The sequence below is a fragment of the Micromonospora chokoriensis genome, assembly GCF_000718555.1.
In the GTDB taxonomy this organism is placed as follows: domain Bacteria; phylum Actinomycetota; class Actinomycetes; order Mycobacteriales; family Micromonosporaceae; genus Micromonospora; species Micromonospora chokoriensis_B.
On sequence record NZ_JOAN01000001.1, the window covers coordinates 707,993 to 721,062 of the forward strand.

Annotated in this window: 7 protein-coding genes; 6 read left to right on the forward strand and 1 reads right to left on the reverse strand. The window is 73.1% G+C overall.

Translation table 11 applies throughout. The features are described 5' to 3' along the window. The first annotated feature begins 136 nt into the window (after positions 1 to 136). The 6 genes from mca (at position 137) to purE (ending at position 7,982) form a co-directional block, all read left to right on the forward strand. Complete coding sequence (gene mca, locus IF46_RS0103365; protein ID WP_030486771.1) at positions 137 to 1,018, forward strand: mycothiol conjugate amidase Mca; 882 nt, start codon at positions 137 to 139, stop codon at positions 1,016 to 1,018. 48 nt (positions 1,019 to 1,066) lie between these two features. Beyond that, positions 1,067 to 1,360, forward strand: coding sequence for a hypothetical protein (locus IF46_RS0103370; RefSeq protein ID WP_030486772.1), 294 nt, complete (start codon positions 1,067 to 1,069; stop codon positions 1,358 to 1,360). Positions 1,361 to 1,539: 179 nt separating this feature from the next. After that, positions 1,540 to 4,071: a bifunctional diguanylate cyclase/phosphodiesterase gene (locus IF46_RS0103375; RefSeq protein WP_030486773.1), complete on the forward strand. Its 2,532-nt coding sequence runs from the start codon at positions 1,540 to 1,542 to the stop codon at positions 4,069 to 4,071. 52 nt (positions 4,072 to 4,123) lie between these two features. After that, complete coding sequence (locus IF46_RS0103380) at positions 4,124 to 6,160, forward strand: thioredoxin domain-containing protein (protein WP_030486774.1); 2,037 nt, start codon at positions 4,124 to 4,126, stop codon at positions 6,158 to 6,160. A gap of 122 nt (positions 6,161 to 6,282) precedes the next feature. After that, the gene (locus IF46_RS0103385; RefSeq protein WP_030486775.1) at positions 6,283 to 7,458 is read left to right on the forward strand and encodes a 5-(carboxyamino)imidazole ribonucleotide synthase; all 1,176 of its coding nucleotides are present in this window, start codon (positions 6,283 to 6,285) and stop codon (positions 7,456 to 7,458) included. Positions 7,459 to 7,490: 32 nt separating this feature from the next. Continuing rightward, positions 7,491 to 7,982 (forward strand): 5-(carboxyamino)imidazole ribonucleotide mutase, encoded by a 492-nt coding sequence (gene purE, locus IF46_RS0103390; RefSeq protein ID WP_030486776.1) that lies wholly within the window; start codon positions 7,491 to 7,493, stop codon positions 7,980 to 7,982. Positions 7,983 to 8,061: 79 nt separating this feature from the next. Here purE and IF46_RS0103395 read toward each other — a convergent pair whose 3' ends face one another. Then, positions 8,062 to 12,957: an SCO7613 C-terminal domain-containing membrane protein gene (locus IF46_RS0103395; RefSeq protein ID WP_030486777.1), complete on the reverse strand. Its 4,896-nt coding sequence runs from the start codon at positions 12,955 to 12,957 to the stop codon at positions 8,062 to 8,064. Between the last annotated feature and the right edge of the window lie 113 nt (positions 12,958 to 13,070).

Genomic DNA, 13,070 nt, shown 5'->3' on the forward strand with positions numbered 1-13,070 from the left:
CGGTCCAGCGGCAGGAATGGCAGGTCATGCCCAACGCTGGTGGCCGACGACAGGGTGCGGTGAGAAAAGATCCCGGCAGGTCAGCCGGGCGAGCCCGGTCGGGTCCACCGTCCGGCACAGACGAGGAGCGCCGAAGTTGGCAGAGCAACTGCGTCTCATGGCCGTGCACGCGCACCCGGACGACGAGTCGAGCAAGGGCGCGGCGACGACGGCGAAGTATGTCGCTCAGGGGGTGGACGTCCTGGTCGTGACGTGCACGGGCGGCGAGCGCGGGAGCGTGCTCAACCCCAAGCTCGACCGGCCCGACGTGTGGGCCAACATCGCCGAGATCCGGCGTGCCGAGATGGACGCGGCGCGGGCCATCCTCGGCGTCGACCAGGCCTGGCTCGGCTTCGTCGACTCGGGTCTGCCCGAGGGCGACCCGCTGCCGCCGCTGCCCGAGGGCTGTTTCGCCCTCCAGGACGTCGAGGTCGCCGCCGGCCCGCTGGTGCGGCTGATGCGTGAGTTCCGTCCGCACGTCGTGACCACGTACGACGAAGAGGGCGGCTACCCACACCCGGACCACATCATGTGCCACAACGTGAGCGTGGCCGCGTTCGAGGCCGCCGGTGACCCGGAGCGCTACCCGGAGCTGGGTGCGCCCTGGCAGCCGCTGAAGCTCTACTACGACATCGGCTTCTCCAAGGGCAAGATCATGGCCCTGCACGAGGGCATGCTCGCCGCCGGCCTGGAGTCGCCCTACGAGGAGTGGCTCAAGCGGTGGGAGGATCGGCCCGACAAGGGCCCGCGGATCACCACCCGGGTCGAGTGCGCCGAATACTTCCCGGTCCGCGATGACGCGCTGCGCGCCCACGCGACCCAGGTCGACCCGGACGGCTTCTGGTTCCACGTGCCAATGGAGCTACAGCAACGCGCCTGGCCGACCGAGGATTACGAGCTGGCCCGCTCGGTCGTCGACAGCCCGCTGCCCGAGTCCGATCTCTTCGCGGGAGTCCGGGAGACGGCGCACGCGCGCTGATTCCCGGCGGGTCTACCCTGGTTACCAACCGCACATCGGAGGAACGCCATGCTGACCGCTGCCCAGGTGCTCGCGGAGAACAACTTCGGGGACACCCGCACGGGTGGTCTGGCCGGGCCGATGGGCCTTTTCCTCATCCTGCTGCTGGCCACCGCGACCATCCTGCTGATCCGTAACATGAACGCTCGGCTGCGCCGCCTGCCAGAGCGGTTTCCCCAGCAATCCGGGCCGACCGACCCCACCAGGGCTGATGCGGCAGTCGTCGATCCGACAGACGGGACCGCAGGGCGTGATTCATCCACGCCCGCTCCCAACGGGCACCAGCAGCACCTGAACGGGTAGTCCGCGCATGAATCACGCCGAACCGGTTGGTCGCCCCCTGTTGCGGCCACCCGGTTTGGCTTAGCCTTCCGCCGGGGGGACCAAAAGTCCCCGAGCCGTGTGCGGAAGGGGGCGCCGATGACCAGCACAGCAACGGCCGCCCGTCGCGACGTCGGTCGGTCGGCTGACGGGGGAGGTCGATGACCTCCGGTCCGGCCGCCGACCCGTTCGATCGGCTCGGGGTGCGCGGCACACCGGGCCGGCTGCTCGTGCTCACCGCCGCCGTCACGCTGACCGCCCTGGCCGCCGCCGCGGTCGGGATGACCCTCCCGGTCCGGCTGCCGGCCGACGACCCCCTCGGCGGTCCGGCCCGCTTCGGCATCGCCATCGCCGTCCTCGCCCTCGCCCAACTCGCCCGGCTGCGGTTCCGGTCGGCCGCGGGCATGGTCAGCATCACCTGGGGCGAGGCGGCCCTGATCGTCTGCCTCTACCTGATTCCAGCCGGTTGGCTCCCGTCCGCCACGCTGCTCGGCACCGGGCTGGCCTGGACGGTGCTGTCGCTGCACAACGACCGCCGCCCGGCCCTGGAGATCATCCGGATCGCCGCGTCGGCGGCCGCCGCGTCGGCACTGGCCGTGTCCGTGACCACTGCGCTCGGACGGCCGCTGCTCTCCCCGCCCACCCCGATGCTGGCGCTGGCCGTGATCGCCGGTGCGGTCACCTACCTCCTGGTGACCGCCTGGCTGGGCGGGGTGACGCTGAGCCTGCAGCACGGGCTGCCGATCGGGCCGCCGCTGCTCGCCGCGCTGCGCGGCAAGCTGCTGATGTTCGTCGGCAACGTGGCGGTCGGCCTCGTGGTGGTCGCGCTGCTGGAGCTCGACCCGCGCTGGTTGCTGTTGCTGCCGCCGCTGCTGTGGCTGCTGCAGCAGACCTACCGTTACCGGCTGCGCTCCGATCAGGAGCGCCGCACCTGGCGTGCCTTCGCCGAGGCCACCGCGGCCCTCAACCAGCTCGACGAGCGGGGCGTGGCCAGCGCGGCGGTCACCGGAGCGCTGACGCTGTTCAGCGCCGAACTGGTGGACGTCTACGTGGCTCGGTCCGACGGCCGGTGGCACCGCTACCGGGGCGATGCCAGTGGTCAGCTCGCCGACCGTGAGACGGGCCCACCGGACCAGCACGAGCCGGACGAGCACGAGCTGAGCCGGGCGCTGTCCGTCGGTGCCGTGCCGGTTGGTCGGCTGCGGGTCCGGTTCCCCCGCTCGGCCCCGCCCACGGCCCGGGAACGCGACGCGGTGGCCGCGTTCGGCGACGCGCTCGCCGCCGCGCTGCACGACGCCGCGACGCACCACGAGCTGCGACTGGTGACCGCCCGTTCGTCGTACGAGGCGGTGCACGACCCGCTCACCGGGCTCGCCAACCGGGCGGCGATGCTGAGCAAGGGCGATCAGTCGTTGCGACAGCTTGCCCACGACCACCCGGTGGCGCTGCTGCTGCTGGACATCAACCAGTTCAAGGAAGTCAACGACACCCTCGGCCATGCCGCAGGTGACCAGCTGCTGCGGCTGACCGCGAACCGACTCCACGCGCTGGTCCGCCCCGGCGACCTGCTCGGCCGGCTCGGCGGCGACGAGTTCGCCCTGCTGCTCACGGCGGCGCCGGTGCTCGGTGACCGGGCCGCCCCGATGGCACACGCGTTGCGCCAGGCCCGCGAGATCGCCGAGCGGCTGGCCGCGCCGACCGAGGTGGCCGGCGTACGGATGTCCATCGAGGTCTCCGTCGGGGTGGTGGTGGCCGCCGCTGGCACCGCGGACCTGACCGAGCTGCTGCGGCGGGCCGACATCGCGATGTACCAGGCCAAGGAGGGCGGCGGCAACGTCGCCGCGTACGACGGCACGCGCGACGCGGCCAGTACCGACCAGCTCGCCCTGCTGGCCGAGCTGCGGGAGGCGTTGAAGGTCGACGATCAGCTGGTGCTGGCCCTGCAGCCGGCGGTCGACCTGGCCACGGGTGCGCCCACCGGGGTGGAGGCGCTGATCCGTTGGCAGCACCCCCGGCGTGGGTGGCTGAACCCGGCCGACTTCATCCGGCCGGTGGAAAACAGTGAGCAGCTCGGCACCTTCACCCGCTACGTGCTGAACAAGGCGCTGAGCGTGGCCGCCAGTTGGGCCCGGGAGGGCTTGGACGTTCCGATCTCGGTCAACCTCTCGGCGCGCAGCCTGCTCGACCCCCGGTTGCCGGCGGAGATCGCCGACGCGTTGCGCCGCCACCAGGTGCCGCCGCACCGGCTCGTCCTGGAGATCACCGAGACGGTGGTGATGAGTGAGCTTGAGGTCATCGACGAGGTGCTGGCGACGCTCCGGTCGATGGGCGTGCAGCTCGCGGTCGACGACTTCGGCACGGGCTTCTCGTCGCTGACCTTCCTCACCCGCATCACGGTGGACGAGCTGAAGGTCGACCGCTCGTTCGTCATCCGGATGGCCGACTCGCCGGAGGCCGCGGCGATCGTCCGGACGACAGTGGGCCTCGCCCACGAGTTGGGGCTGCGGGTGGTCGCCGAAGGGGTGGAGACCGCCGAGCAGCGGATGGCCCTGGCCGAGCTGGGGTGCACCTCCGCGCAGGGCTACCACTTCTTCAAGCCGATGCCGGCGGACAAGATCGGCGCGGTGCTGGGGTCGCTGCGCGACTCGGCGGAGTCGAACGTGTTCCGGCTCCGCGCCGACGGCGCATCCTGACCGTCCGGGTGGAGCCCGCGCGGTCCGCGCTGGGGCTGGCTATGGTCGTCAGGTGAATCGACTCGCCGACGCCACCAGCCCGTACCTGCTCCAGCACAAGGACAACCCGGTCGACTGGTGGCCGTGGTCGGACGAGGCGTTCGCCGAGGCCAAGCGGCGCGACGTGCCGGTGCTCATCTCGGTCGGTTACGCGGCTTGCCACTGGTGTCACGTCATGGCGCACGAGTCGTTCGAGAACGAGCAGGTCGGCGCCCTGCTGAACGACAACTTCGTGTCGATCAAGGTGGATCGTGAGGAGCGCCCGGACGTGGACGCGGTCTACATGACCGCGACCCAGGCGATGACCGGCCAGGGTGGTTGGCCGATGACCGTCTTCGCCACCCCGGACGGCACCCCGTTCTTCTGCGGCACCTACTTCCCTCGTCAGAACTTCGTTCAGTTGCTCCAGTCGGTCGCCACCGCCTGGCGGGAGCAGCGCGAGGAGGTGCTGCGCCAGGGCGCCGCGGTGGTCGAGGCGATCGGCGGCGCGCAGGCCGTGGGTGGCCCCACCGCCCCGCTGGACGCGCCGCTGCTCGCCGCCGCGGCGGCCAAGCTGGCCAGCGAATACGACGCGACGAACGGCGGGTTCGGTGGCGCCCCGAAGTTCCCACCGCACATGAACCTGCTCTTCCTGCTGCGCCACCACCAGCGCACCGGCGACCCGACCAGCCTGGAGGTCACCCGGCACACCGCAGAGGCGATGGCCCGGGGCGGCATCTACGACCAGCTCGCGGGTGGCTTCGCCCGGTACTCGGTGGACGCGCACTGGACGGTGCCGCACTTCGAGAAGATGCTCTACGACAACGCGCTGTTGCTGCGGGTCTACACCCAGCTGTGGCGACTCACCGGTGACCCGCTGGCCCGCCGGGTGGCCCGCGACACCGCCCGGTTCCTCGCCGACGAGCTGCACCGGCCGGGGCAGGGGTTCGCCTCCGCGCTGGACGCCGACACCGAGGGCGTGGAGGGGCTCACCTACGCCTGGACTCCCGCCCAACTCGTCGAGGCGCTGGGCGAGGAGGACGGCCGGTTCGCCGCCGACCTGTTCACCGTCACCGACGGGGGCACCTTTGAGCACGGCATGAGCGTGCTCAGGCTGGCCCGGGACGTCGACGACGCCGCGCCCGAGGTCCGCGCTCGCTGGCAGCAGGTGGTGGGGCGGCTGCTCGCCGCCCGGGACACCCGCCCGCAGCCGGCCCTCGACGACAAGGTGGTGGCCGCCTGGAACGGCCTGGCGATCACCGCCATCGCCGAGTTCCAGCAGGTCGCCGCCGTGTACGCGTCCCCGCAGGACGAGGACGCCAACCTGATGGACGGCGTCACCATCGTCGCCGACGGTGCGATGCATCAGGCCGCCGAGCACCTGGCCAGCGTGCACCTGGTGGGCGGCCGGCTGCGCCGGGTCTCCCGGGATGGCAAGGTCGGCGAGCCGGCCGGTGTCCTGGAGGACTACGGCTGTGTGGCCGAGGCCTTCTGCGCGCTGCACCAGCTCACCGGCGAGGGCCGTTGGCTCACCCTGGCCGGCGAGCTGTTGGACACTGCCCTGACGCACTTCGCCGCGCCCGGTGGCGCCTTCTACGACACCGCTGATGACGCGGAGCGGCTGGTCGCCCGCCCGGCCGACCCGACCGACAACGCCACTCCGTCCGGCCGGTCGGCGTTGATCGCCGGGCTGGTGGCGTACTCGGCACTGACCGGGGAGACCCGCTACCGGGAGGCCGCCGAGGCGGCCCTCGGCACGGTCGCGCCGATCGTCGGTAAGCACCCTCGCTTCACCGGGTACGCGGCGATGGTCGGCGAGGCGTTGCTCTCCGGGCCGTACGAGATCGCGGTGGTCACCGACGACCCGGCCGGCGACCCTCTGGTGGCCACCGCCCGCCGGCACGCCCCGCCCGGGGCGGTGGTCGTCGCCGGGCGTCCGGATCAGCCGGGTGTGCCGCTGCTCGCCGACCGGCCGCTTGTCGAGGGGCGCTCCGCCGCGTACGTCTGCCGGGGTTTCGTCTGTCAGCGGCCGGTCACCTCGGTCGAGGAGTTGATCGCCGAGCTCGGCTGAGCGTACGGCCACTCCCGGTAGTTGCCGGTGCCGCACGTCGGGCGGTCTCTCCAGCGCCTTCGGAGGCGGGTCGCCGGCCCTCCGGGTGGGCACGTCGGCGGCCCGGATAGGCTGGCCGCGCTATGGATTCCCGTACCGGTCTGCCAGTTGTCGGCATGGTGGGTGGTGGCCAGCTGGCCCGGATGACCCACCAGGCCGCGATCGCCCTCGGCCAGTCACTGCGTGTGCTCGCGACCGCCCCTGACGACGGCGCGGCGCTCGTCGCCGCCGACGTTCAGTACGGCGATCACACCGACCTGGCCGCCCTGCGCACCTTCGCCAAGGGCTGCGACGTCGTCACCTTCGACCACGAGCATGTGCCGTCCGAGCACATCCGCACGCTGGTGGCGGAAGGGGTGTCCCTGTACCCGCCGGCGGACGCGCTGCTGCACGCCCAGGACAAGCAGGTCATGCGGGAACGTCTGACCGAGCTGGGTGCGCCTAACCCGGCGTGGCGGCCGGTCGGCGAGCCCGCCGACCTCGTCGGCTTCGGCGAGCAGGTCGGCTGGCCGGTGGTGCTCAAGGCGGCGCGCGGCGGCTACGACGGTCGGGGCGTCTGGATGGTCGACGACGCGGCGCAGGCCACCGAGCTGGCGACCACGCTGCTCGCTGGCGGCACCCGGCTGATCGTCGAGGAGCGGGTGCCGCTGCGGCGGGAGTTGGCCGTGCAGGTGGCCCGTTCGCCGTTCGGTCAGGTGGCCGCCTACCCGGTGGTCGAGACGGTGCAGCGGGACGGCATCAACGTGGAGGTGCTGGCCCCGGCGCCCGGCCTGGACGAGGAGTTGGCGGTCTCCGCTCAGCAACTCGCCATCGACCTGGCCACCGCGCTCGGTGTGGTCGGCCTGCTGGCGGTGGAGCTGTTCGAGGTGCGCGACGACGCCGGCCGGCCCGCGATCGTGGTCAACGAGCTGGCGATGCGTCCGCACAACTCTGGGCACTGGACCATCGAGGGTGCCCGGACGTCGCAGTTCGAGCAGCACCTGCGGGCGGTGCTGGACTACCCGATGGGTGACACCGCGCTGACCGCCCCGGTGGTGGTGTCGGCGAACGTGCTCGGCGGCGAGCCGGGCGGCATGTCGATCGACGAGCGGTTGCACCATCTCTTCGCCGCCGAGCCGGGTGCCAAGGTGCACCTGTACGGCAAGCAGGTGCGACCTGGCCGCAAGATCGGGCACGTCACGGTGCTCGGCGATGACCTGGACGATCTACGGGAACGGGCCGCACGGGCCGCGCGCTGGCTGCGCGAGGGGCACGAGTGAGCCACGGTTTCGGGAACGACGAGAGGACCGCAGTGAGCACGGTTGGCTTGATCATGGGCAGCGACTCGGACTGGCCGACCATGCGGGCCGCCGCCGAGGTGCTTGACGACTTCGGTGTGGCGTACGAGGTGCGGGTCATCTCGGCACACCGGACTCCGGTCGCGATGATCGAGTACGGCCGCGACGCCGCCGACCGGGGCCTTCAGGTGATCATCGCCGGGGCGGGGGGTGCCGCCGCGCTGCCCGGCATGGTCGCCTCGGTGACGCCGCTGCCGGTGATCGGCGTGCCGGTGCCGCTGAAGCACCTCGACGGCATGGACTCGCTGCTGTCCATCGTGCAGATGCCGGCCGGGATCCCGGTCGCCACCGTGTCGATCGGCAACGCCCGCAACGCCGGCCTGCTCGCCGTACGGATCCTCGGTGCCAGCGACGAGGCCCTGCGCGCCAAGATGACGACCTACCAGCAGGACCTGGAGAAGTTGGTGGCAGAAAAGGAAGCCGCCCTCCAGGCAACACTGAGCTAGCCCCACCCGCCCGAGGTAACGCGAGGCCGCGCCAACTCACCGTCACCACTCACCCAGGCCGCAGGGACCCTCCGGTTAGTCATCTCATGCCGCGTAGGGCGGTCTGTAGGCGTTCCTGGGCGCGGCGGCGGCGCTCGTTGCTCGCGCCGAGCACCAGCAGCAGGATGCCCATCGGGATCAGCGCCAGCCACGGGCCGAGGCTGAACAGCGCGTGGATCGCGGTGATCGCGGTGACCGACGCGCCGACGATCACTGGTGCCTGCTGTCGACTGGACGAGCCGAAGATCAGCACCGCGACCGCGCCGAGCAGCAGCAGCATCTGCCGCATCGTGCTGGACTCGGTGGCCAGCACGATGGCCAGCGTCGGCACGAAGGCGGCGACCAGTGCCGGCCCGTACGCCACCCAACTGCTCAGGTCTGGTCGGTGGCGCAACTCCAGGACTCCGACGAGGAGGGCCAACGCGGCGAACGGCAGCGTGTACGCCTCGGGCAGTGCCACGTCGGCGACTCGCATCAGGATCCACCAGGCGGTGATCTCGCAGACCACCACCGCCCAGAACAGGATCCGGCGTTCCACCGGCCGGCGGCCAGGTCGGGTCGCCGCCACGCCGAGGACCGCACCCCAGGCCGCCAGCAGTGCGGCGATGTGTCGAGGTGAGTCGAAGGCGAGGGCCAGCGCGATCAGTGCGGCTGCGTACCCGCTCCACTGCACCGTGGCGGCCTCACGTTGGGCCTCCGGTTGCCGCAACCGGGGCAGGACCGCTGCGAAGACCTGGAGGGCGGCCCCGACCGCGAGCACCCCGAACGCGGACCAGACCGCGGCCAGCCCGGCGATCAGGCCGGCGGTGAGCACGAAGAGTTGCGCCATCAACGAGGCGAAGAGCCAGCCGAGGATGCGGGCCCGCTGGGTGGTCCCGAACAGGGCCGCCACCACGCCCACGCCGACCGCCCCGCCGAGGGTGAACAGGGTCAGCTCTCGGGCGGCGAGACTCCCGGCGAGCCCGGCGCCACCCGCGGCCAGCCCGATGACGAAGACCAGGACCCGGGCCAGCCGCAGCGAGCGGGCCGGCTCGACCAGCGGCGGTGGTGGGGTCAGCGCGAGGCCGAGCATCGCGATGGTGAAGACGGAGAGCGCCGCGAGGGTGCTCGCCGGCCAGCCGCTGCCCAGCGCGATGGGCGCGATCAGCAGCGTGACGGCGGCCCCGGGCAGCACCACCGGCACGGCACGGGATCGTCGTCCACCGCTGAATCCGGTGGCGGCGAGTGCCGCGGTCGCGGTGAGCAGCAGCGCCGTGAGCACGTGGGTGGGGTCCACCACGTCCGGCGGTGGGGTGAGCAGCTCCGGTGGTGGGCCCTGCCAGATTCGGGTGAGCGTGCGGTGCGGCTCGACCAGAGCGGCGACCAGCGCGGGTGCGATCGAGGCGAGGGCCAACGCGGTCGGGACCGCCGCTGCGGCCAACGCGCCCGCGGCCGGGTTGACCCGCCACCGCCGTCGCTCCGGGTCATCCGGCAGCCGCCGTAGGGCGCCGTCGAGCCGTACCGCCCAGCGCCGGACCGGCGCAGCGGAGATGGTGGGCGGCACGGTGGCCGCTCGGATCAGCTCGGCCAGCACGCCGAGCAGGCCGGCCGCCGCCGCGTAGACGCCGGCAGCAAGGCCGGTGGGGATGGCGGCGAGGGCGCTGATGGTGGCCCCGCCGACCACCGCCACGCTGACCCAGGGCAGATATTGCGGCACCTGCCGACGGACCGCGGCCACGGCGGCCAGGCCGAGGCTGGTCGCGGCCAGCGCGGCGGTCAGCACCACCTGCGCCGAGTGTTCGAACTGGGCGGCCAGTGCCGCCACCGCACCGGGGAGGGCCAGCAGGGCGGCACCAATCGCCGCTCCGCCGATCTGCGCCAGGTGCGGCGGCATCCCCTCGGTGTCGATGTCGGTGACCTGTGGGCCGGCGAGGACGCGGGCCAGCGTGGCCACCACCACGCCGATCAGAGCGATGCTGCCCAGCGCCAGCGCTGTCGTCCATGGTCGGACCAGTCCGGCTCCGGCGGCGTGCAGCGCGACAACCCCGGCCACAGTGGCCCGGGACAGCCCGGCGCGCGCCTCCTCGGTGGCCACTGCGGCCATGCCGAACACGGTGGCGACCATTCCGCCGACCAGCACCGGCGCCCACCAGGCCAGATCGAACGCGGCCGGCGCGCCGATCGTGGCGAGCACGGCCGCCACGCCGGACACGTCCCAGCGCCAGGGCGGCGGGAGCAGGATGCCGGCGGCGACGGCCAGCAGCGCCAGCGCGACCGGTGCCTGCCAGGTCGCCCCGCCGACGGGAGCGGCCGGCCAGTCGCTGAGGTCGCCCCTCCAGATCGGGCCGGGGGTGGCCAGCACGCCGACCCCACCGCGCACCGCCGACCAACCGGCGAGTACGCCGATCAGGGCACCTCCGACGGCGAGACCGAGGATCGGCCCGCGTCGCCACTCCTCCGGCATGCTGCGGGCGCCCACGGCGACCACCAGGAGTAGGGCGGCCGCCACCGCCAGTTGGCCGCCCGGGGCGAATACCGCCCCGATCCGTACCAGCGTGGCGATCAGGGCGGTGGTGACCGCCGCGGCGGCCAGGTCCGAGCCGTCGAGGGTGAGGTCGGCCCGACGGCCGGCGTCGATCGAGGGGGCCAGGAAGAGCAGCACCGCCGCGACCAGCAGGAGCGCCCCCACCCAGGCGTCGGCGACTGTCGCACCGGGCGCCCCGAACGCGGCGGCGGTGACCATCAGCGCGCCCAGCCCGGTGCCGACCGACAGTGGTGCGGGGATGCGGCGCTGGGAGACCTGCACGACGGCGGCGTAGCCGAGGGTCACGCAGACCGCCAGGAAGCTGGCCGCCAGGACCGGGACGGTCACCTCGCGGAGGCTGGCCGGGGTGGGGGTCGGGTCGCTGGGCATGCTGGCGGCCACGAACGCGGCCACCGCCCCGGGCAGCGCGAACGCGGCGCCTCCGGCGGCCCAGGCGGTGACCGTGTCGGAGGCAGCCGAGGCGATCCGGATCCGGGGCGCCAGCGCGACAAGCGTGCCGGCCACGAACAGGGTGATCAGGACCGCGGCGGTGAGGGTGGGGCTGGCCAGGCTGGCACCCGCGCCGAAGAGGCCCACCACGGCCGCCCCGATGGCGTGCGCGACCGCGGCTCGGTCGGTGCGGGCGGAGAGCCCGATGACCCCGATGCCGATCGCGGTGATCACCATTGGCCAGGGTGCCGTCGCCCAGCCGAGACCGAACGAGGCCGGAACGGCGAGCGCGGTCAGCGCCGCGCCGGCGACCGCGAACTCGCGGCGGATCTCGGTGGGCAGGGCCAGCACAGCCGCGATGGTGAGCAGGAACGCGGCACCCGCGAGCTGCCAGGTGGTCGGCCCGACCGCGGCGGCCAATTCGCTCGGATACCGGCTGAGGTCGGCGTCCCAGGCGGGCAGCGCTGCCCGGACCGGTGCCACCCCGGCGCGGAGCGCGCCGCCAGCGACCATCAGACCGCTGACGGTCAGCGCCACCGCCGAGGCGATCTGTGGGCCACGTCGGGCCGCCTCCGGGACCGCGCGTACCGCCAGCCCGGTCACCGTGATCACGGCTGCGATCAGCAGCAGCGCCCGGCCTGGGAATGCCACCGAGGCGATTCGGCTGAACGCGCCGATCACAGCCAGGGTGACGATGCCGGCCGCCACGTCGGGCAGCGGCGGGCGACGCAGCACCAGCGCGCCGGCCAGCCCAACCGTCGCGGCCAGCAGCAGCACCACCCCGGCGCCGGTCGCGGTCGGCACGGTCTGCGCCCGCAGCAGGGCGGTGACCGCGTACGCCAGGGAGACGGCGACGGCCACCGCGTGCAGCAACCAGGTCAGTTGGCGCAGGCCGGGCACCGGGCGGGCCGGCTGTCGTTCGGTGGAGCCCGCGCTGGCGTCGATCAGCTCGGCGGCCTCCTCCGGGTCGCCCTCCGGCCGGCTCTCGGCATCGCGTTCGCGAGGCGCGGACGGCGTGCCCGACGGCGTCAGGTCCTGCCGGACGGGGCGTTCGACGGCAATGCCGGAGCGGGCCAGGCCGAGGTTGACGAGGGCGACCAGGGCCAGCACCAGCGCCCAGCCGCCCGGACCGGTGATCCGGTCGTACGCCAGCAGCGGCAGCACCGGCTGCGCGGCGAGCACGGTGGCGAAGCGAGGCGCGCGCAGACCCGTCCAACCGGCGTACGCGAGTGCGACGGCGGCGGTGACCGCGAAGATCACCCCAGCGAAGATCGTGGCGGAGGTGCTGCCGGCGCCGATCCGGTCCACCGCCCAGAGGGCGTTGCCGGCGAGCGGCACCAGCAGCAGACCGACCGCGGCGATGGTCTCGGCGGTCGAGGTGAGCCCGCGCCGGGCCAGTGCCGGCGGTGCGAGCAGCATCAGCACGGTGGCCAAGAGCAGGATGCCGAGCCGGGCCAGCGCGTCCATCGAGCTGGTGGCGACTGCGGCGAAGACCACCGCGGCCACCCCGAGCAGCAGCGCACCCAGCCCGAGAGGGATGTTCTGCACCTCGCGCGAGGAGGCCTCCGGCGGGTGCTCCGGGTCGTCCACGTCCAGCCAGGTGGCCCGGGGCGGGGGCGGTGGCGGGTCCTCCGGGGCGTGTGGGGTGCCCTGGCGGGGCACCCGGGGCGGTGCCGTGGTGGTGGCGGTCGGTGGCCGCCGGCCGGGGCGGCGACGCAGCACCCGGCGTGGCCGGGTGGCCTGCTTGAGGCGTTCCTCGCCGGCGTGGGCGAGGATGTCTCGCTGGAAGAGCGCGGCCTGCATCTTGGCGGCGATCTGCCGCTGCTCGCGTGCGATGGCGGCGTCGCGCGCCTTCATCTCCGCGATTGAGCGCTCAATGTCCGCCAGGTGCTCGACCCACTGTGGTTGATCTGCCCCACAGTTCGGGCATCGGACGGCCGGCTTGATCTCCCGGCCGCACGAGGAGCATTGAAAGGTCGCCACGACACCCCTCCACCCGCACTGTGGACTCCCACTGTCGCAGCATGCCCAAAGCTGGCGCGGATTTCGACTCTTGTCGGCGGGTCCGGGGCAAACAACGACACCGGCCGGCCATC

What these genes read in the sequence shown, in the direction of transcription:
- IF46_RS0103370 (WP_030486772.1), top strand. Translation starts at nt 1,067, where the DNA reads ATGCTGACCGCTGCCCAGGTGCTCGCGGAGAACAACTTCGGGGACACC.
- IF46_RS0103375 (WP_030486773.1), top strand. Translation starts at nt 1,540, where the DNA reads ATGACCTCCGGTCCGGCCGCCGACCCGTTCGATCGGCTCGGGGTGCGC.
- IF46_RS0103385 (WP_030486775.1), top strand. Translation starts at nt 6,283, where the DNA reads ATGGATTCCCGTACCGGTCTGCCAGTTGTCGGCATGGTGGGTGGTGGC.